At 73.3% G+C, this 18,505-nt stretch carries 22 protein-coding genes; 4 read left to right on the forward strand and 18 right to left on the reverse strand.

Features of this window, described 5'->3' with window-relative positions:
* Window positions 1–13: 13 nt before the first annotated feature.
* The 7 genes from FB467_RS15200 to FB467_RS19410 all read right to left on the reverse strand — a co-directional run bounded on the left by FB467_RS15200 (window position 14) and on the right by FB467_RS19410 (window position 4,062).
* The gene (locus tag FB467_RS15200) at window positions 14–400 is read right to left on the reverse strand and encodes a PPOX class F420-dependent oxidoreductase (RefSeq protein WP_141785850.1); all 387 of its coding nucleotides are present in this window, start codon (window positions 398–400) and stop codon (window positions 14–16) included.
* 37 nt (window positions 401–437) lie between these two features.
* Window positions 438–1,022, reverse strand: coding sequence for a peroxidase-related enzyme (locus tag FB467_RS15205; protein ID WP_141785851.1), 585 nt, complete (start codon window positions 1,020–1,022; stop codon window positions 438–440).
* 22 nt (window positions 1,023–1,044) lie between these two features.
* On the reverse strand, window positions 1,045–1,371 hold the full coding sequence (locus FB467_RS15210) for a nuclear transport factor 2 family protein (RefSeq protein ID WP_141785852.1): 327 nt from the start codon (window positions 1,369–1,371) through the stop codon (window positions 1,045–1,047).
* Between the two features lie 80 nt (window positions 1,372–1,451).
* A complete protein-coding gene (locus FB467_RS15215) occupies window positions 1,452–2,243 on the reverse strand; it encodes an MBL fold metallo-hydrolase (RefSeq protein ID WP_342354723.1) in 792 nt (263 codons plus the stop codon).
* 10 nt (window positions 2,244–2,253) lie between these two features.
* Window positions 2,254–3,099 (reverse strand): glutamate racemase, encoded by an 846-nt coding sequence (gene murI, locus FB467_RS15220; RefSeq protein ID WP_141785853.1) that lies wholly within the window; start codon window positions 3,097–3,099, stop codon window positions 2,254–2,256.
* 12 nt (window positions 3,100–3,111) lie between these two features.
* Complete coding sequence (locus tag FB467_RS15225; protein WP_141785854.1) at window positions 3,112–3,885, reverse strand: fumarylacetoacetate hydrolase family protein; 774 nt, start codon at window positions 3,883–3,885, stop codon at window positions 3,112–3,114.
* A gap of 54 nt (window positions 3,886–3,939) precedes the next feature.
* Entirely contained in the window at window positions 3,940–4,062 is a 123-nt protein-coding gene (locus FB467_RS19410) for a hypothetical protein (protein ID WP_267128631.1), read from the reverse strand.
* A gap of 40 nt (window positions 4,063–4,102) precedes the next feature.
* Here FB467_RS19410 and FB467_RS15230 point away from each other — a divergent pair, with 40 nt between their 5' ends.
* Both FB467_RS15230 and FB467_RS15235 read left to right on the forward strand, forming a co-directional pair.
* Window positions 4,103–4,975 (forward strand): 3-methyladenine DNA glycosylase, encoded by an 873-nt coding sequence (locus FB467_RS15230; protein WP_141786708.1) that lies wholly within the window; start codon window positions 4,103–4,105, stop codon window positions 4,973–4,975.
* Window positions 4,976–5,097: 122 nt separating this feature from the next.
* Complete coding sequence (locus FB467_RS15235) at window positions 5,098–5,514, forward strand: VOC family protein (RefSeq protein WP_141785855.1); 417 nt, start codon at window positions 5,098–5,100, stop codon at window positions 5,512–5,514.
* Between the two features lie 129 nt (window positions 5,515–5,643).
* On the opposite strand, the gene FB467_RS15240 is transcribed toward FB467_RS15235, so the two are convergent.
* The 4 genes from FB467_RS15240 to FB467_RS15255 all read right to left on the reverse strand — a co-directional run bounded on the left by FB467_RS15240 (window position 5,644) and on the right by FB467_RS15255 (window position 8,902).
* A complete protein-coding gene (locus FB467_RS15240) occupies window positions 5,644–6,765 on the reverse strand; it encodes a branched-chain amino acid aminotransferase (RefSeq protein WP_141785856.1) in 1,122 nt (373 codons plus the stop codon).
* Between the two features lie 59 nt (window positions 6,766–6,824).
* A complete protein-coding gene (locus tag FB467_RS15245; protein ID WP_141785857.1) occupies window positions 6,825–7,382 on the reverse strand; it encodes a DinB family protein in 558 nt (185 codons plus the stop codon).
* A gap of 63 nt (window positions 7,383–7,445) precedes the next feature.
* Entirely contained in the window at window positions 7,446–7,967 is a 522-nt protein-coding gene (locus tag FB467_RS15250) for a SixA phosphatase family protein (protein WP_170230777.1), read from the reverse strand.
* Window positions 7,964–8,902, reverse strand: a complete 939-nt coding sequence (locus FB467_RS15255) for an NAD(P)-dependent oxidoreductase (RefSeq protein WP_170230779.1) — start codon at window positions 8,900–8,902, stop codon at window positions 7,964–7,966. The genes FB467_RS15250 and FB467_RS15255 overlap by 4 nt, the downstream gene beginning before the upstream one ends.
* A gap of 47 nt (window positions 8,903–8,949) precedes the next feature.
* Here FB467_RS15255 and FB467_RS15260 point away from each other — a divergent pair, with 47 nt between their 5' ends.
* Window positions 8,950–10,038, forward strand: a complete 1,089-nt coding sequence (locus FB467_RS15260; RefSeq protein ID WP_141785860.1) for a PQQ-dependent sugar dehydrogenase — start codon at window positions 8,950–8,952, stop codon at window positions 10,036–10,038.
* A gap of 24 nt (window positions 10,039–10,062) precedes the next feature.
* Here FB467_RS15260 and FB467_RS15265 read toward each other — a convergent pair whose 3' ends face one another.
* The 7 genes from FB467_RS15265 to gatC are packed head-to-tail and all read right to left on the reverse strand — an operon-like array spanning window position 10,063 to window position 17,592.
* Window positions 10,063–10,782, reverse strand: coding sequence for a GNAT family N-acetyltransferase (locus tag FB467_RS15265; protein ID WP_141785861.1), 720 nt, complete (start codon window positions 10,780–10,782; stop codon window positions 10,063–10,065).
* Entirely contained in the window at window positions 10,779–13,040 is a 2,262-nt protein-coding gene (locus FB467_RS15270; protein ID WP_141785862.1) for a hypothetical protein, read from the reverse strand. The genes FB467_RS15265 and FB467_RS15270 overlap by 4 nt, the downstream gene beginning before the upstream one ends.
* 41 nt (window positions 13,041–13,081) lie before the next feature.
* Complete coding sequence (locus FB467_RS15275) at window positions 13,082–13,552, reverse strand: hypothetical protein (RefSeq protein WP_141785863.1); 471 nt, start codon at window positions 13,550–13,552, stop codon at window positions 13,082–13,084.
* 22 nt (window positions 13,553–13,574) lie between these two features.
* On the reverse strand, window positions 13,575–14,219 hold the full coding sequence (locus tag FB467_RS15280) for a maleylpyruvate isomerase family mycothiol-dependent enzyme (protein ID WP_228393440.1): 645 nt from the start codon (window positions 14,217–14,219) through the stop codon (window positions 13,575–13,577).
* A gap of 3 nt (window positions 14,220–14,222) precedes the next feature.
* Entirely contained in the window at window positions 14,223–15,761 is a 1,539-nt protein-coding gene (gene gatB / locus FB467_RS15285; RefSeq protein WP_141785864.1) for an Asp-tRNA(Asn)/Glu-tRNA(Gln) amidotransferase subunit GatB, read from the reverse strand.
* Window positions 15,758–17,287 (reverse strand): Asp-tRNA(Asn)/Glu-tRNA(Gln) amidotransferase subunit GatA, encoded by a 1,530-nt coding sequence (gene gatA, locus FB467_RS15290; RefSeq protein WP_141785865.1) that lies wholly within the window; start codon window positions 17,285–17,287, stop codon window positions 15,758–15,760. Before gatA ends, gatB begins: the two co-directional genes overlap by 4 nt.
* 8 nt (window positions 17,288–17,295) lie before the next feature.
* A complete protein-coding gene (gene gatC / locus FB467_RS15295; protein WP_141785866.1) occupies window positions 17,296–17,592 on the reverse strand; it encodes an Asp-tRNA(Asn)/Glu-tRNA(Gln) amidotransferase subunit GatC in 297 nt (98 codons plus the stop codon).
* Between the two features lie 77 nt (window positions 17,593–17,669).
* On the opposite strand from gatC, the gene FB467_RS15300 reads away from it, so the two are divergent.
* A complete protein-coding gene (locus FB467_RS15300; protein ID WP_141785867.1) occupies window positions 17,670–18,500 on the forward strand; it encodes a hypothetical protein in 831 nt (276 codons plus the stop codon).
* Window positions 18,501–18,505: the final 5 nt, after the last annotated feature.

Genomic DNA, 18,505 nt, shown 5'->3' on the forward strand with positions numbered 1-18,505 from the left:
GCAGGGCCGGGCGTCAGTGCTCGACGACCTTGGTCGGGGTGACCCGCACCACGAGCCGCACGACGCCCGGAGCGTCCTCGGGGAACGGCTCCCCGGTGTACTTGTGGCCCAGCTCCTGGATCAGCTCCGGCCCGCCCTCCTCGGTGAGGGTCGCGGTCCCCCGCACCTCGGCATACCGGAACGGGTTGTCCGGATCGGTCAGCATCACGCTCACCCGGGGGTCGCGACGCAGGTTGCGGGCCTTCTGCCGGGATGCGGTCGTGGAGAAGAGCACGTCGTCGCCGTCCCGGGTCACCCACATCGTGGAGGTCTGCGGGGAGCCGTCTCGGTTGACCGTGGCCAGGACCGCGTAGGTCGGGCCGTCGAGGAGTTGTTGGGCGTATGCCGTCAGTTGCGTCATACATCCGCCAACCGCGGGCGGCGCCGGGCTCTTCCCGTCAGGGACGGGCCATCGAGTGGTACTCCTCGTTGGGCACGAACCCGAGCGCGCTGGAGACCCGGTTGGTCATGTTGAACATCCCGATGACCTGCACCAGCTCCATGATCTCGTGGTCGTCCATCCCGACCTCCCGCAGCGGCGCCAGGTCCTCCGCACCGACCTGGTCCGGCGCCCGGGTGAGCAGCTCGGCGTACTCGGCGATGGCCCGCTTCCGGTCCGGCAGGTCGGCCTGGCGCCAGTTCACGGCGGCCAGGTCCGCGGTGCGCGCGTCCCCGGAGTACTCGCGCAGCGCCGCACCGTGCGAGACGGCGCAGTAGGTGCAGCCGTTGAGGCCGCTGACCACCACGGCGACCAGCTCGCGCTCGGCGTTGGTCAGGTGGCCCTCCTTGTTGAGCAACAGGTTGAAGTAGCCCCACCAGGCCAGGAACTGGTCACCGTTGACGGCCTGCGCCCGGAAGACGTTGGGCACGAACCCGAACGCCTCCTGCGACTTGTCCCAGAGGCGGGCCACGCCCTCGGGGACCTCGTCCCGCTCGGGCACGGGCAGGAAGGAGATGGGCTGGGACTCGGCGCGCTCGGTCATGACCGCACGGTAGCGCCTCGGGTCAGTGCGCCCCGCGGATGGTCATCCGGCTGACCAGGTCGCCGTCCACCTCGAAGGTGAACTGGGACATCCCGTTGGCGTGGTTGCTGCGCCAGTAGGCCAGGACCACCACCTGGTTCTCGCGCAGGTCGACCCGCTGGACCTCCATGGTGCCCTCCGCCCCGATGAACTCCTTGTCGCTCCAGGTCTTGATCTCCTGGCGGCCGAAGAACTCCCGCCCCCAGTCGTCGACCACCCCCGACCTGCCAAAACTGTTCAGGAACCCGTCCTCGTCGTGGGCGTTGACCGCCTCCACGAACTCACGCACCGGGCTGGGAAGTTCCGTCATGTTCGTCACCCTTCTGCCTCGCCGACCACTCCACCGTAGGCGACGCAGGTGAACAACGGGTATGGATCATCCACAGGCGCTCAGCCCACGCGGTAGGTGCGTCCGGGGGCGGCGACCCCCACCTCACCGGGCCAGACGGCGGTGGCCTGCGCACGGCATACGGCGGGGTCGTTCCACGGCGGCAGGTGGGTGAGCAGCAGCCGCCGCACTCCCCCGGCGCCGGCCACCGCCCGGGCCGCGCGGCTGCCGCTGAGGTGGATGCCGCGGATGGCGTCCCGCCCGTCGACGTAGGCGCAGTCGGCGAGCACCAGGTCTGCCCCGGTCATCAGGTCGGCGAGCGCGGCGCAGCTGTCCGTGTCGCCGGTGTAGGCCAGCACCGCCCCGCCCGCCTCCACGCGGAAGCCGTAGCTCTCGACCGGGTGCTCGACCGCGACCGGGGTGATCGTGAAGGGGCCGACCGTGACGCGACGGCCGTCGACCAGGTCCGTGAAGTCGAAGCTGTCGGTCAGGTCGTCCGGGCCGGTCACCCCCGAGGCCCGGCCCAGGCGTTCGGCGGCGCCCGCGGGGGCGTGGACCGGGATCCGCCCGGTCGGTGGGCCGGGACGGTGGTGCACCAGGACGTCGAGGGAGACCAGGTCGATGCAGTGGTCCGGGTGCAGGTGGGTGAGCAGCACGGCGTCCACCGCGGCAGGGTCGGTATGCCGGTGCAGGGCCCCCAGGGCACCGTTGCCCAGGTCGAGCACCAGTCGCCAGGCGCGGGTGCCGCCCCCGGGGGCCGGCCCGGGGGCGGTGACCAGGTAGCACGAGGCCGGACCGTCCGGGCCGGGCAGGGAGCCGCTGCACCCGACCACGGTGAGCTGCATCCCGGTCATCGTGGCCCGCTCAGCAGCCGGTGCCGACGGCTGCCCGGTCCCACTCCTCCGGGCGACCGACGTAGGCCCGGCCGACGTGTTCGACCTCCGGGCCCAGGAAGCGGCGGGCCAGCGGCGTGAAGCCGTGCGGGTCGCCCGTGGTGAGGAACTGGTGCGTGGGCTCGCCCTCGGACTCGGACCGGAGCAGGTCCGCGTCGGTGAGCATCCGGAACAGTTCCGCGGCCGTCGCCTCGGCGGAGGAGACCAGGGTGACCGAGTCGCCCAGGACGTAGGACAGGGCGCTCCATAGCAGCGGGTAGTGGGTGCAGCCCAGGATCAGCGTGTCGATCTCGGCCTCGATCAGCGGGTGCAGGTACTCCCGGGCGGCGGCGAGCACCTCCGGGCCGCTGGTGATCCCCGCCTCGACGAACTCCACGAAGCGCGGGCACGGCTGGCTGATGACGCGCACGCTGGGCGGCGCCGCGACGAAGGCGTCCGGGTAGGCCCGGCTCTGGTGGGTGGCCGCGGTCGAGATGACCCCGACCCGGCCGGAGTGGGTGGCGGCCATCGCGCGGCGCACGGCCGGGCGGATCACCTCGATCACCGGGACGTCGTAGCGCTCCCGGGCGTCGGCCAGCATCGCTGCCGATGCCGAGTTGCAGGCGATGACCAGGGCCTTCACGCCGTGGTCGACCAGGCGGTCCAGGCACTCCAGGGCGTACTGGCGCACCTCCGCGATCGGACGCTCGCCGTAGGGGGCGCGGGCGGTGTCGCCCAGGTAGAGCACCGACTCGTGCGGCAACTGGTCCAGCACCGCGCGGGCCACGGTCAGCCCGCCGAAACCGGAGTCGAAGATTCCGACCGGGGAATCGGTCACCGTCGCCCGGTCCTAGTCCGCGGCGACGAACAGGTTGCTCATCGAGCCGATGCCCTCGACCTCGACCTCGACCCGCTGGCCGGCCTCGACCCGCCCGACGCCGGCGGGGGTGCCGGTCAGGATGACGTCACCGGGGAGCAGGGTGAACGCCGTCGTGACGTACTCCACCAGCGCGGCGACCCCGTGCACCATGTCGGCCGTCGTGCCGTCCTGGCGGGTCTCGCCGTCCAGCCGCGAGACCACCCGCAGGTCCGAGACGTCCAGCTCGGTCTCGATCCACGGGCCCAGCGGGCAGAAGGTGTCCATCCCCTTGGCCCGGGCCCACTGGCCGTCGCTCTTCTGCAGGTCACGGGCGGTGATGTCGTTGGCCACGGTGTAGCCGAAGATCACGCTCGCGGCGTCCTCCGCGGCGACGTCCTTGCACATCCGGCCGATCACCACGGCCAGTTCGGCCTCGTAGGAGACCTCCTGGGTGACCGGCGGGATGACGACCGGGTCGCCGGGTCCGACCACGGCGGTGTTCGGGATGAAGAACATCATCGGCTGCGCGGGGACCTCGTTGCCCAGCTCCGCGGCGTGGTCGGCGTAGTTGCGCCCGATCGCGACCACCTTGCTGCGCGGGATGACCGGGGCCAGCAGCCGGACCTCCTCGAGGCGGTGGGTCTGCCCGGTGAGCTCGATCTTGGTGTAGAGGGGGTCGCCGGTGATCGCGGCGATCTTCTCACCCGCCCCGTCGACGAGGCCGAACTCAGGGTCGTCACCGGTGGTGAATCTGCAGATGCGCACGAGATGAGAGTACGGGGTCGGCCCGGCCCCCGACATACGGGATGGCCGTGAGGTTCACAACAGGATGAGGGTGATCACCAGGCCGAGCGAGACCAGCATCGCCAGCAGGGCGAGCAGGAGCAACAGCAGGACCGGACCGCGGCCGCGGCGCTCGGGGGTCCCGGCCGGCTCGTTCATCCGGCGAGTATAGGGCGGCCTACCCTGGGGCGTTGTGACGGTGCAGGCGCCCGCGGTGGCGGAGACGGAGTGGCGGCAGCGGGCAGCCGCGCACGCCGCTGCCGTCGAGGAGCTGACCGCCGGCCGCCTGGAGCGCCGGCGGGACGGGCGGCGGCACCCGGTCGAGGACTTCCTGTTCGAGTACTACGCCTTCCGGCCGGCGCAGCTGGCCCGGTGGCACCCGGGGGCCGGGGTCGAGCTCGAGGGCGCCGCGGAGCGCTCGGACTGGGCGTTCTACCGGTATGCCGGGGGGCGCGCGAGCGTCGACCTCGCCGACTTCGTGGCGCGGCGGGGCAGGGCGATCGGCTTCGTGCGCGGGCTGCTGTCCGCGACCCTGTCGCGCCCGGGCCGGTTCGGGTGCTTCGGGCTGCACGAGTGGGCGATGGTTTACCGGGCCGACGACGAGGCCATCCGGCACGCGGGGTGGCCGCTGCGGCTGGGGCGGCAGGGCACCGACGAGGTGGTGGAGGCGCACACCGTGGCCTGCTCGCACTTCGACGCTTTCCGGTTCTTCACCGACGCGGCGGTCCCGCGCAACCGCCTGCACCCCACCCGCGAGGGGCAGCTGGCGATGGAGCAGCCCGGTTGCCTGCACGCCGGGATGGACGTCTACAAGTGGTGTTTCAAGCTGACGCCGCTGGTGCCCAGCTCCCTGACGCTCGAGGCGTTCCGGCTGGCCCGTGAGATCCGCGAGCTCGACATGCGCGCCGCGCCCTACGACCTGACCGAGCTCGGCTACGAGCCGGTGCGGATCGAGACCGCCGAGGGCAAGGCGGAGTACGTCGCGGCCCAGCGCGAGTTCACCCGGCGCAGCAACGACCTGCGCCGCCGCCTGCTCGACCTGCTCCCCGACAACCCCCGACCGGACGCCTGACCTGGCGGCCCCACCACCCCACCAGACGCCCGGCCTGGCGACCCGACCTCCTGCCCTGTTCCGGGATACGCGGGTCCTCGGCCCACCTCGCAGCCCCTGACGGTCGGCGCTAGCGTCGAGACATGGCCACCTGGTTCAGCTACGAGTACTGCACCGATGTCTCCGCCACGCGGCAGTTCTACGGCGAGTTCTTGGGACTCACCCAGATCTGGGACGAGCCGGGTGACATCGCCTTCCGGCACGACTGCGTCCAGGTCTCGTTCCAGCGAGTCGACGCCCTCGACCGACCCGACACCTGGGCGTTCCAGCCAGGGTGGGGTCACGGCCAACTGCCAGAGGCGCCCCAAACTGAGCGTGTCCGGTCGATCTCGATCGCCCTGTCACCCTCGGGATTCCGCTCCGCCGTGAACCGGGTGAAGGTTGCCGGAGTCCACAGGCTGCGGCCGGAACCATTCTGGGTCGGCTACTGGTCGTTCGTCGTGCGGGACCCCGACGGCCTCACGGTGGAACTCACCGACCCGGAGTCACCCGGTCCCTGAGCTCGCCTTAGCGAGGCTTGCCCTGACCCGAGCCTCGGGCGGGGACCGCCAGACCACACGTCCGGTCATGGGTGGAGACCGCCAGACCACGCGTCCGGTCGGGGGTGGAGAGGGGTGAGGGCCCTCGGGTCAGACGAGGCGGTGCACCCAGCCGCGGGTGTCGTCGGCGCGGCCGTACTGGATGTCCAGCAGGGTGCGGCGCAGGTCGGCGGCGACCTCGCCGACGGACTCACCGTCGCCGACCGCGACCTCGCCACCGCGCCACTTCAGCGTGCCGACGGGGGTGATGACGGCGGCGGTGCCGCAGGCGAAGACCTCGACCAGGTCACCGGAGGCCGCGCCGTCGCGCCACTCGTCGATGGAGTACTTGCGCTCGATCACGTCGTGGCCGCGCTCCTTGGCCAGCTCGATCAGCGAGCCCCGGGTCACGCCCTCCAGGATGGTCCCGGTCAGCTCGGGGGTGACGATCGAGCCGTCCCGGTAGACGAAGAACAGGTTCATCCCGCCCAGTTCCTCGACCCACTTCTGCTCGATCGCGTCGAGGAAGGCCACCTGGTCACAGCCCTGCTCCAGGCCCTCGGCCATCGGGGCCAGCGAGGCCGCGTAGTTGCCGCCGCACTTGGCGCCACCGGTCCCGCCCGGGGCGGCGCGCACGTAGTCCTCGGACAGCCAGATGCTCACCGGCTTCAGCCCCCCGGGGAAGTACTCCCCCGCCGGCGAGGCGATGACGCCGAAGATCGCCTGGTTGCTCGGCCGCACGCCGAGCGCCGGCTCGGTCGCGATCATGTAGGGACGCAGGTAGAGGCTGGCCTCACCCTGGTCGGCACCGGGCACCCACGCCTGGTCCACCGTGACGAGCGAGCGGATCGCCTCCACGAACAGCTCCTCCGGCAGCTGCGGCAGCGCGAGCCGGGCCGCCGACCGGTTGAACCGCGCCGCGTTCTGGTCCGGCCGGAAGGTCCACACGGAGCCGTCGGCGTGCCGGTAGGCCTTCATCCCCTCGAAGATCTCCTGGCCGTAGTGGAAGACGGCGGCGGACGGGTCCAGCTGCAGCGGCCCGTAGGCCACGATCCGCGGGTCAACCCACCCACCGGCCCGGCTCCAGTCGACCAGCGCCATGTGGTCGGTGAACACCGCGCCGAAGGCCGGCTTGGCCAGCACCTGCGCCACCCGCTCCCCGGACGCACGGTCCGGGCGCTCGTCGACCCGGAACTGCGGGTCCGCGCTCTGGGGGGTGCTCTGGGTGCTCATGGTGCCTCCTGGTCCGGCGACGCTGCTCGTATGCCGTGAGGTTACCTCCCGCGGACCAGTCACCTCTCCCCCGGCCCGGTCCGGCCGTCGATCGACTCCCGGAGCAGGTCGGCGTGCCCGTTGTGCTGGGCGTACTCCTCGATGAGGTGCACCAGGATCCAGCGCAGCGTGACCCGCTCCTGGTCGTGGACCGTGCGGGCGGCCCGGGCGTCCAGGCCGCTCTGCCCGGCCGGACCGTCGGCGGACAAGGCCCGCGCCACGATCCGGCGGGACTGCCCGACCGAGCGGTCGAACACCTCGAACAGCTCCTCCGGGGTGTCGTCAGCCGCGCTGTGCCACTCCCAGTCGGTGTCCTCCTCCCACGGGGCCGTGTCGAACGGCGGCACGAGCGGCCCGTCCTCGAAGTGCTCGGAGAGCCACCCCGACTCCACGACCGCGAGGTGTTTGAGCAGCCCGCCCAGGGTCATCGTCGAGGGCGGGAGGGTCCGGGCCAGCTGCGCGGCATCGAGGCCCTCGCAGCGGGCACGCAGGTTGGCCCGGTTCCGCTCCAGGAACCCGATCAGCGTCGCAGCCTCGTCCCCGTCCGGGGGGACCAGGTCCCAGCTCGAGCCGGCCATGTCCCAGCGTGGCACCTGCGGGCCTCTGGCCGCTACCGGATTGCGCCGCCCGCCGGGCGGGAGCTACTCCTGCGCTCGGGGCGACGCGACGGTCAGCAGGCGGGCGGACCCCTCACCCAGGTCGGCCCAGTCGCCCTCGTGCTCCAGGACGGCGCAGGTGCTCGTGCCGAAGCCCTGCCGCAGCCTGGTGAAGGCGGCCCCGTCCGAGGCCTCCTCGTCGGCCAGGCCGGCGGCCAGCGCCGGGACACCCGGGGAGTGGGCGACCAGCACGACGGTGGAGACGGCCTCGGGGACCTCCCGGACGGCCTCCAGGAGCACCCACGGCTCGGCGTTGTAGAGCCGCCGGTCCGACCACACCTCGACCTCACCCAGACCACCGGCGTCGGCCATCCCGGCCCAGGTCTGACCGGCCCGGACCGCCGAGGAGACCAGCGCCAGCCCCGGGGCACCGACCTCCTGCACCAGCCACCTGCCGGCCGCGGCCGCCTCGCGCCGCCCCTCGGGCAGCAGCTCTCGCGCGTGGTCGCCCCCGGCGTTGCCCTGCTCGGTCCTGGCGTGCCGGACCAGCACCAACGTCCTGGTCACTGCCCGTCCCCCTCCCCGGGACCGACGGCGACCACGTTGTCCAGCCGACCGGTCTCGACATACCGCTCGATCAGCCCCCGGACGTAGGCCGCGTGCCGCGCCGGGAAGGCGGTGCTCGCCCCACCGCGGTGCGGGCTGATCAGCACGTTCGGCAGCGACCACAGCGGGTGGTCCTCGGGGAGCGGCTCGGGGTCGGTGACGTCCAGCGCCGCCCGCAGCCGGCCGGCCGAACACTCGGCGACCAGCGCGTCGGTGTCCACCAGGGGGCCCCGCCCGACGTTGAGGACCAGGGCGTCGTCGGGCAGCAGGCCCAGCCGGCGCCCGTCGAGCAGCCCGCGGGTCCGGTCGGACAGCGGCAGGGCCAGCACGAGGACGTCGGCCTCCGGGAGCAGGGCGTCCAGCTCCTCGATGCCGTGCACGACGTCGACGAGGTCGTCCCCGGCCCGGGCGCGGCTGGCCACCGCGGTGACCGGCGCCTCGCAGGCCAGCATCCGGCGGGTGATCGTGCGCCCCACGCCGCCGTACCCGAGCAGCAGCACCCGCGCGTCGGCCAGCGACCGGTTCACCGCCTGCGGCAGCCAGGTCCGGTCCGCCTGGGCCCGGACGAACGTCGGCAGGTCCCGCTGGGCCGCGAGCGCCAGGGCGAGGGCCAGCTCGGCGGTGGCGGTGTCGTGCACGCCCACGGCGTTGGACAGGGTCACCCCCGGCGGCAGGAACCGGACCATGTGGTCATAGCCGGCGGAGGAGAGCACCACGCCCCGCAGCTTCGGGTGGTCGGCCAGTTCCCGGACCCGCGGCGAGTTCCACGGGGGCACCACCATCACCTCGATGTCCTCGCGGGGCGCGGGCGCCTGCATGTCCCAGGTGACGATGTCGGCACCGGGGACCTCCCCCACGAGGTCGGCGATCTCCGGCGGCACGCTGATCACACTCACGCCGCCTACGCTAGCCGCAGCGACCCGACCCACGAGGGGGTGCCCCGATGGCCCCGCCCCGCCGCCCGACGGCATACCTCGTCCTGCCGTCGCTGGTGCTCGCCCTGACGGCCTGCTCCGCGGATCCCGGGCCGGGCCGCCCCGCCGACCCGCGGCCCACGAGCGGTGCGGGCCCGACCGTGCTGGCTACCGGCCTCGACGTGCCCTGGGGCCTGGTGCTGCTGGAGGACGGCACCGCCCTGGTCGGGGAACGGGACACCGCCACCGTATGGCGTGTGCCGCCGGGGCAGGACCCGTCGCCGCTGGTGACGGTCCCGGGGGTGCGGGCCGGCGGGGAGGGCGGGCTGCTCGGGTTGGCGGTCCCGCCGGGCGGCGGAGGGGACACGCTGCTCGCCTACCTGACCACGGCGGAGGACAACCGGGTGGTGCGGCTCGACCTGCGGGCCGGCGCGGAGGGCGGTGAGCCGGTCGTGACCGAGCTGGTCACCGGCATCCCGAGGGCCGGCAACCACAACGGTGGGCGGATCGAGTTCGGCCCGGACGGCTACCTCTACATCAGCACCGGCGACGCCTCCGACGGCGCGCTCGCCCAGGACCCCGGGTCCCTGGCCGGCAAGATCCTGCGGGTCGATGCGGGCGACGGCTCGCCCGCGCCGGACAACCCGGCCCCGGCGTCGCCGGTCTACTCGATGGGCCACCGCAACGTGCAGGGCCTCGCCTGGGACGGACAGGACCGGCTGTGGGCCAGCGAGTTCGGGCAGGACGCGCTCGACGAGCTCAACCTGATCGAGGCCGGCGGCAACTACGGCTGGCCCGAGGTGGAGGGCCCCGGCGGCGCACCGGAGTTCGTCGACCCCGTGCTGACCTGGGCCACCTCCGAGGCCTCCCCGTCGGGCCTGGCCCACGGCGGCGACGGCGCGCTCTACCTGGCCGCGCTCCGCGGGGAGTCGCTGTGGCGGGTGCCGCTCGGGGCCGACGGGGAGGTCGGCGACCCGGAGCGGCTGCTCGCCGGGGAGTACGGGCGGCTGCGCAGCGTCGTCGCCGGGCCCGACGGCCTCTGGGTGCTGACGAACAACACCTTCCGGGGTGCGCCCGCGGAGGACGACGACCGGATGCTGCACCTGTCGCTCCCCTAGCGCCCCCTCGTGCTCGGCCGGCGCTCACCGCGAGGGCGCCACCCGCGGGTAGTCCTCCACGGCATACAACCGGACCAGCGGGACCCCAGCGGCGGCCCGCAGCACCGCGCCCTCGGGCGACGGGACCGTCTCGTCCTCCAGGATCGAGCCGAGCGCGGTCGCGACCAGTCCCGGCCCGGGCACGGAGACTCCCCCGTCCTGCGCCGTCACCTCGACCCGCGGGTCCGCCCACAGTGCGAGCAGGAGCATGCCGTGCACCGGGTCGGCGGCCTCGTCGATCGCGGGCTGGAAGTAGGGCAGGTCCAGCACCCGCGCCCCGTGCCTCCCGTAGAACCGCAACCGGGCGGCGGGGTCGCCGAAGGCCTCCGAGCCGGTATGCCGATCCGGCCGTTCCACCTCGGCGACCACCAGGGTCGGCCGGTCCCGTGCGCGCACGTCGTGCAGCATCCGGGTGAACAGCGCGGACCCGATGCCGCGCCCGCGCATGTCGGCCCGGGTGGCGAAGTAGGTCAGCAGCACCACCCCCTCGCCGAGTTGCTCGCTGACGGAGGTGGCCACGGGGCCGGACGCGTCCTCGGCCACCAGCACGGCCACCCGCCCCGAGGCGACACCCTCGGTCAGCCACTCCGGCGGGACGAGCTCGGAGGGCGGGAAGGACGGGACCAGCAGCGCGGCATACACCTGCGCGAGCCCCTCGGGATCGGTGACCTCGCGGGTCGGGTGGTCGGGCGGGAGGCCGGTCACGGGTCCTCCTTCGGGGTGAGCGTGCGGCGGGACCAGCGGTAGCTGGCGTAGCCGACCAACGCCGCCAGCGCGAGCACCATGATCACCAGCACCACCGAGCCCCACTCCTCCACGGCGAAGCCGGTCTGCACCATGGCCAGCACGCCGGAGATCCCGATGCCGGTGAGCACGGCGATCATCGTGTCGATCCGCAGCTGGTTTCGGCGGGCCTGGTCCTCCTCGCGGCGTGCCCGGTCCTCCTCCCGGCGGCGCAGCCAGGTCTCGATCAGGTCGGTCACCCGGTCTGCGAGCGCCTGCCCGGCCACGTCGGTGAAGTCGGCCCGGCGGGTCCACACCAGCCGCAGGTCCAGGAAGCGGGTGATCGTGTCGCGCATCACCGGCGAGGTCACCAGGGCCGGGGAGGCGATGAACAGCAGGGTGACCCGCGCGGAGGTGAGGAACTGGCGCAGCCGCAGCTGGCTGTGCTCCAGCGCGGCCAGCGTCTTCTCGAGGTCGACCTCGGCGTCCGTCTCCAGGTCGCGCAGGTGCGGGGTCAGCCCGAGGTAGAAGGCGCTCAACTCGTCCTGCCACGCGGCGAACATCCCCTCGATACTCGCGGCGAACTCGGCGGCCTGCCCCACGGTGGAGACCATGTAGTCCGGGGAGCTGAACGAGGCGATGAGCGTGTGGTTCTCGCTGACCAGGAGGTACTCGTCGGTGAGGCCGGCGCAGTCCACCACCGTGCCCAGCGGGGCGCTGTAGCGGGCCCAGAACGCGATCGACCCGACGCCGGCGGGGATCGGGTGGCAGACGGACTGGCTGCCGAACAGCAGCGGGATCCGGCCGGCGGCATCCAGGGCCACGGCCCCCTCCTCCCGGCCGCCCGGCAGGACCGAGGCCTCCCCGATGGTGGTGACCACGTGGTACATGCCGGGGCGGAAGCTCAGCGAGACGGTCGGCATACCGGACCGCTCGAGCTCGGCGACCAGGTCCGTCAGCACCTTCTGGACCATCGCGCTCAGGCGCACCCAGCCGCCGGTGGCCGGCGGCTCCGCCTCGTCGTCCTGGTCCGGCGGGGCGAAGACGAGCCGCTGGTCGACCTCGTGCAGGTCGCCGTACTCCGGCGCCGCCATCCACACCAGGGAGGCCAGGGTATGCGGTCGCGCCCCCTCCAGCGGCAGCTCCACCCGCACGTAGTGGTTGCCGAGCTGGGAGATCGTGATGGTGGCCCGCGCCCGCACCGGCTCGCCCTCGCGCCCCACCAGGAGCAGGTCCGGGAGGTCGAGCTGGGTGCCCTCGTACCGACGCTTCAGCGGGTCGTCGCCGCGCCAGACGTCGTCGACCAGGAGCAGGCTGGTGGGGTGGTTGGCCAGCGGCACCGAGCCCAGGCTCCAGTCGGCGGCGTGCTTCTGCACCGTCGCCACGACCGCGGCCTGGTCGGCGTGCCGCAGGCCGAACGGGAAGGTCGCCACCACCGCACCCTCGTCGACCCGCAGCCAGTCCTCGTCCCGGGCCGCCACGAGCCGCTCCACCGCGACCCGGTGGGCCCGGATCTCGCTGCGGGCGGCCGCGTCGTCGACGTCGGCCTCCGCGGCCTCGAGGGTCTCCAGCGCCTCCTCCAGCGTGTCGCCGGTGCCGTCGAGGAAGTCGGCCGCGGCCCGCGCCCCCGCGTCCACGGCGTCGGCGTAGACGGCCTGCCCGGAGAGCAGGTCGACGATGTGCCGCCGCAGGGGCGAGTCGGCGCCCTGCCCGGCGGCCGCGACGTCCCCGGCGAGCAGGTCCCCGGCGGCCTGCGCCGCCCGGACGGTCGTGCGCAGATCACCGGTGCTGCAGGCGGACTCCAGCGTCAGGTCGACCCGCAGCGCCAGCATCGCCCGCACTGCGGCCGCCGCCTCCGAGCCCGGGTCCGGCGGGGTGGCGGCCCAGGCGTCCTCGGCCGCGGCCAGCACCTCGAGCAACGGACCGTGGTCCCAGGTCAGGTCCCAGGCGGCCTCGCAGACCACCCGGATGTAGAGGGCCAGGAACGGCTCCACCGGGTCGCCGGCCACCACCGGGATCACCTCCCCGACGACGGCCACCACCTCGGGGCGGTCCCCGTCCCCCTCGCTCCGGCTCCACCACACGCCCTCGATCAGTTCCCGCAGCAGCGCCCGCGCGGCCGGGCGCACCCCCAGCCGGGCCAGGTCGGCGTCCAGCAACCGACCGAGCACGTCGACCCGTTCCTCCTCCAGCGCGGGCAGCCACGCCTCGCTGGTCAGGGTGCCGCGTGCGTCGTGCATGGAGGGAGGCTACTGTCCATCAGCCCGTTTCGGCAGCACCCTCACGGCACCCGGTAGACCACGCGCACCTCGACCCCGTCGACGACGCCCGTCTCCGACCAGCACCCGGACGCGGGGAACTCCACGACCGTCGGCCACCAGGACAGCTCGTCGGTGTGCGCGTATCCGCCGTGGGAGGCCGCCGCGGCACCCTGCCCGTCCAGTCCCTCGGCTCCCACCCCGGGGTCCCCCCGCTCCTGCGTCGGCTGCCCGTCCTCGTCGAGGGTGACCCAGGCGTGCTTCAGCCGCGGCGGACCGTCATCGGTGATGAACTGCTCCGCACCGGGGACCGTGGTCCACAGCCCGTCCCGCCCTGTCCAGGCCTCGCCGGACCCGCGGAGCACCTCGGGCAGGTCCGCGGCCGCGACGGGTTCGGTCACCGCGCAGGACGGTGCGTCGTCCCCCGAACAGCCGGCCACGAGGAGCCCCAGCGCCACCGCGGCGCTCGTGAGCAGTCTGCCTGCGGGTGCCATGGGCACCGACGATAGGACCGATTCACCCGGCCCGCGACAGGAGTGGCACCCCGGGCCCGGACAGGTCGTCCACGGCGACGTGACGGCCGGTCGCGACCAGGACCAGCGAGAGCAGCGGGCCGGTCACGACCGGCCCCTGCCCGAGGACGAGGTCGGCATCGGTGGCGGTGAGCGTCACCAGGGAGCGCAGGTGCTTGCCGCCGCCGATGGCCTGCGGGGTACCCAGCTGGTGGAACAGTGCCGCCTCCAGCACCGCCTCCGGGTAGTTGCGGGTCAGGCCCAGCGGCCGCCGGATGTCCTCGCCGTGCGCCACCTCCTCGACCAACCGGCTGGGCAGCGCGGTGAGCCACCTCGGCGGCGCGGCGGTGCTGCCCGCCACGGCGCGCAGCCGGTCCAGGGTCTCCCGCGGGGTGGCCCCCCGGTGCCGGGCGACGCCCTGGTCGTTCTGCCGGTCGAAGTCGAACCAGGCCCGGGCCATCGCCAGGAGCAGGTAGCGGCCGGTGGCGTGCGCGTTGTCGACCAGGTGGGCGGCCACGTCGTGCACCGTCCAGCCGTCCGCCAGGGACGGCTGCTGCCACTGCTCGTCGGTGAGACCTTCCAGGTCCCCGATCAGCGCCGCCCGCTCGGCGTGCACCAGCGGCCAGATGTCCTCCATTGCTCGCGGCACGGGTCAGGTGAGGCGGCCCAGGATCAGCTCCCGGACCTTCGCGGCGTCGGCCTGGCCGCGCATCTCCTTCATCACCTGGCCGATGAGGGCACCGGCAGCCTGCACCTTGCCGCCGCGGATCTTCTCCACGACGTCGGGGTTGGCCTCGATCACCTTGTCGACGGCGACCTCCAGCGCGCCGTCGTCCTGGACCAGCTCCAGCCCGCGGGCGTCGGCGACCTCGGTGGGTCCGCCCTCCCCGGCGAGCACGCCCTCGAGGACCTGGCGGGCCATCGAGTCGTTGAGCCGTCCGTCGCGGACCAGGCCGTCCAGCTCGGCGATGTGCGCCGGCGTGACGCCGAGCTCGGTGACCTCGGCCCCCTCGGCGTTGGCGCGGCGGGCCAGCTCGCCGGTCCACCACTTGCGGGCGGCGGCCGGCGTCGCGCCGGCGGCGACGGTCTCCTCGATGACCTCGACGGCACCGGCGTTGAGCACGTCGCGCATCTCCAGGTCGCTGTAGCCCCAGTCGGCCTGCAACCGGCGGCGCCGCTCGGCGGGCGGCTCCGGCAGGGTCGCCCGCAGCTCCTCGACCCGCTCCCGGGTCGGGGCGACCGGCACCAGGTCGGGCTCGGGGAAGTAGCGGTAGTCGTCGGCGTCGGACTTGGGCCGGCCCGAGGTGGTCACCCCGGTGTCCTCGTGCCAGTGCCGGGTCTCCTGCAGGATCGAGCCGCCACCGTCGAGCACGGCCGCGTGCCGGCAGATCTCGTAGCGGACCGCCCGCTCGACCGAGCGCAACGAGTTGACGTTCTTGGTCTCGGTGCGGGTGCCCAGCGGCACCTGCGCCTGCTCGGCCGACGTGGGGTCGTCCCCGGCGCGGGACCGCAGCGAGACGTTGGCGTCGCAGCGCACGTTGCCCTGCTCCATCTTCACCTCGGAGACGGCCAGCGCCTTGAGCAGGTCGCGCAGCGCGCCGACGTATGCCTTGGCCACCTCCGGCGCCCGCTCCCCCGCCCCGGTGATCGGCTTGGTGACGATCTCGATCAGCGGGATCCCGGCCCGGTTGAAGTCGACCAGGGAGTACTCCGCCCCGTGGATGCGGCCCGTGGCGCCGCCCACGTGGGTGGACTTGCCGGTGTCCTCCTCCATGTGCGCGCGCTCGATCTCGACGCGGAACACCTCGCCGTCGGACAGCTCCACGTCCAGGTAGCCGTCGAACGCGATCGGTTCGTCGTACTGGCTGGTCTGGAAGTTCTTCGGCATGTCCGGGTAGAAGTAGTTCTTCCGGGCGAACCGGCACCACTCGGCGATCTGGCAGTTCAGCGCCAGCCCGATCCGGATCGCGGACTCGACCGCCGTGGCGTTGACCACCGGCAGCGCACCGGGCAGGCCCAGGCACACCGGGCAGGTCTGTGTGTTCGGCTCGGCGCCGAACCCGGTGGCGCACCCGCAGAACATCTTGGTCGCGGTGTTCAGCTCGACGTGGACCTCCAGGCCCAGCACCGGGTCGTACCGGGTCAGCGCCTCGTCGTAGCCGACCACTGCCTCTGCCGTCTGCGTGCTCACGCGGACACCTCCGTCGCCTCGACCTCGGGCGCCCGGTCCAGGACCGGCCCACCCCACTGCTCCACGAGCGCCGCCTCCAGGGCGGCACCCACGGCATACATCCGCTGGTCCTGGGTCGCCGGGGCGAGGACCTGCAGGCCGACCGGCAGCCCGTCCTCGTCGGCCACCCCGCTGGGCAGGGACAGGCCGGGGATCCCGGCCAGGTTCGCCGGGATCGTGGCGATGTCGTTGAGGTACATCGCCATCGGGTCCTCGGTCTTGTCCCCGATCTTGAACGCCGTGGTCGGCGCGGTCGGGCTGATCAGCACGTCGGCCTGCTCGAAGGCCGCCTCGAAGTCGCGGGCGATCAGCGTGCGGACCTTCTGCGCCTGGCCGTAGTAGGCGTCGTAGTAGCCCGAGGACAGCGCGTAGGTGCCCAGGATGATCCGGCGCTTGACCTCGTCGCCGAAGCCGGCGTCGCGGCTGGCCGCCATGACCTGCTCGGCGCTGGGGCTGGCCACGTCGTCCGGCCCGACCCGCAGGCCGTAACGCATCGCGTCGTAGCGGGCCAGGTTGGAACTCGCCTCCGACGGCAGGATCAGGTAGTAGGCCGCCATCGCATAGCGGAAGTGCGGGCAGGAGACCTCGACGATCTCCGCGCCGCGGGCGCGGAGCAGTTCGACGGCCTCGTCGAAGCGGGCCTGCACCCCGGCCTGGTAGCCCTCCCCGGTCAGCTCGGTGACGATGCCGACCCGGGTGCCGGCGAGGTCCCGCGTGGCGCTGGCCTCGAGGACGGCCGGGACGGGCGCCTCGATGCTTGTGGAGTCCATCGGGTCGTGCCCGCCGATCACCTCGTGCAGCAGCGCGGCGTCCTCGACGGTGCGCGCGCACGGCCCGATCTGGTCCAGGCTGGAGGCCAGCGCGATGATCCCGTAGCGGGAGACGCCGCCGTAGGTCGGCTTGGCGCCGACGGTGCCGGTCACGGCCGCGGGCTGGCGGATCGAGCCGCCGGTGTCCGAGCCGATCGCCAGCGGGGCCAGGAAGGCCGCGACCGCGGCGGAGCTGCCACCACCGGAACCGCCGGGGATCCGGTCGGTGTCCCACGGGTTGCGGGTGGGGCCGTATGCCGAGTGCTCGGTCGAGCTGCCCATCGCGAACTCGTCCATGTTGGTCTTGCCCAGGATGGGCAGGCCCGCCTCGCGCAGCCGGGTCACGATCGTGGCGTCGTAGGGCGGGACCCAGCCCTGCAGGGTGCGCGACCCGGCGGTCGTCGGCAGGCCCTCGGTGCAGGCGATGTCCTTCACCGCCACCGGCACCCCGGCCAGGCGGTGCAACTGCTCCCCGGCGGCCCGGCGGGCGTCGATGTCCCGGGCGGTCGCCAGGGCGCCCTCGGCGTCGACCAGGAGGAAGGCGTTCAGGGTCGGGTTGAGCCGGGCGATCCGGTCCAGGTGGGCCTGGGTCAGCTGCTCGGAGTTGAACTCGCCGGCGGCCAGGCCGTCGGCCATCTTCGCGGCGGTGAGCCGGGTGAGGTCGGTCGGGTTCGTCATGCTCGTCCTCACTCCTCGTCCAGGATCCGCGGGACGCCGAAACGCTGCTCCTCGGCCACGGGGGCGCCGGAGAGCGCCTGCTCGGCGGTCAGGCTCGGGCGGACCTCGTCCGGGCGGGTCACATTGGTCAGCGGCAACGGGTGGCTCATCGGCGGCACGTCGGCCGCGGCGACCTCGTTGATCTGGCCGACCCAGCCGACGATCTGGTCGAGCTGACCGGCCAACCGGTCCAGCTCCTCGTCGGTGAGCTGGATGCGGGCCAGCATGGCGACATGCGCGACATCGTCGCGGGACAGTGCGGACATGGGGCCAGTCTAGGTTCCCCCGCGCGGGCTGCTGAAACCACTCGTCCACAGGCCCCTCCGCTGGCAGGATCGGCCGTATGCCGAGCAGCTCACCCCTCCCCGTCCCCGGACCGGACGACTTCCGGGCCCTCGCGCGCTCCTCGCCCTGGCGGTTCGGCAGCCTGCACTTCACGCACCGGGCCGAGGGTGCCGACCCGGTCGAGGCGTGGCTGCGGCGACCAGGGCACCTGGAGGTCCTGGACCAGGGCGAGCGGCACGTCGAGACGGGCGTGCCCTACTCGCGGTCGGTGCTGTATTTCGAGGAGCCGCCCACCGGGATCCAGCGGTTGCTGCCCGGGCCGCTGCGCCGTCTCCCCCGGTGGGGAGCGGAGCCGGGTCTCGCACCGCCGGATGAGTCCAGCAACCCGCCGATCCGGCCACCGCAGGAGTTCGAGCCGTTGCGCCGACCCGACGGGCTGGTCCTGGAGCGTCCGTTCGAGGCGGACTACGACGACCCGATGTGGGAGAACTACCGCTGGGTGGCGATGCTCGACCCGGTGGAGCTGTCCCACGGGGTCGAGGTCAGCGAGGTGCACACCCGCGACCGACTCGGCCGGACCACGTGGACGGCCACGGTGCGGGCGCTGCCGGAGTCGGCGGAGGATGCCGGTGACGGCTATGACCCGCGCTGCTCCTGCTGTCCCCTGCTCTTCGGTGAGGTGAGTCAGGCGCTGGAGTTCGGGCCCGGCGGACGGCCAGACAGCGCCAACGAGGGAGCCGACTATCCCACGGCCTACTGGGTCAGCCTGGACGTCGAGACCGGCATCGTGGTGGATGTCGAGCCGCTCGACGGCGACCGCGCACATGCCGCGTTCACCAACCAGATCCACGAAGTCGGGCTGCTGCCCGCCCCCAACTCGTCTCAGTAGTCCTC

This window comes from Ornithinicoccus hortensis (assembly GCF_006716185.1).
In the GTDB taxonomy this organism is placed as follows: Bacteria; Actinomycetota; Actinomycetes; order Actinomycetales; family Dermatophilaceae; genus Ornithinicoccus; species Ornithinicoccus hortensis.

Coding starts and splice junctions, on each gene's coding strand:
- FB467_RS15200 (WP_141785850.1), bottom strand. CDS start 400: ATGACGCAACTGACGGCATACGCCCAACAACTCCTCGACGGCCCGACC.
- FB467_RS15205 (WP_141785851.1), bottom strand. CDS start 1,022: ATGACCGAGCGCGCCGAGTCCCAGCCCATCTCCTTCCTGCCCGTGCCC.
- FB467_RS15210 (WP_141785852.1), bottom strand. CDS start 1,371: ATGACGGAACTTCCCAGCCCGGTGCGTGAGTTCGTGGAGGCGGTCAAC.
- FB467_RS15215 (WP_342354723.1), bottom strand. CDS start 2,243: ATGACCGGGATGCAGCTCACCGTGGTCGGGTGCAGCGGCTCCCTGCCC.
- FB467_RS19410 (WP_267128631.1), bottom strand. CDS start 4,062: ATGAACGAGCCGGCCGGGACCCCCGAGCGCCGCGGCCGCGGTCCGGTC.
- FB467_RS15235 (WP_141785855.1), top strand. CDS start 5,098: ATGGCCACCTGGTTCAGCTACGAGTACTGCACCGATGTCTCCGCCACG.
- FB467_RS15240 (WP_141785856.1), bottom strand. CDS start 6,765: ATGAGCACCCAGAGCACCCCCCAGAGCGCGGACCCGCAGTTCCGGGTC.
- FB467_RS15245 (WP_141785857.1), bottom strand. CDS start 7,382: ATGGCCGGCTCGAGCTGGGACCTGGTCCCCCCGGACGGGGACGAGGCT.
- FB467_RS15260 (WP_141785860.1), top strand. CDS start 8,950: ATGGCCCCGCCCCGCCGCCCGACGGCATACCTCGTCCTGCCGTCGCTG.
- FB467_RS15270 (WP_141785862.1), bottom strand. CDS start 13,040: ATGCACGACGCACGCGGCACCCTGACCAGCGAGGCGTGGCTGCCCGCG.
- FB467_RS15275 (WP_141785863.1), bottom strand. CDS start 13,552: ATGGCACCCGCAGGCAGACTGCTCACGAGCGCCGCGGTGGCGCTGGGG.
- gatA (WP_141785865.1), bottom strand. CDS start 17,287: ATGACGAACCCGACCGACCTCACCCGGCTCACCGCCGCGAAGATGGCC.
- gatC (WP_141785866.1), bottom strand. CDS start 17,592: ATGTCCGCACTGTCCCGCGACGATGTCGCGCATGTCGCCATGCTGGCC.
- FB467_RS15300 (WP_141785867.1), top strand. CDS start 17,670: ATGCCGAGCAGCTCACCCCTCCCCGTCCCCGGACCGGACGACTTCCGG.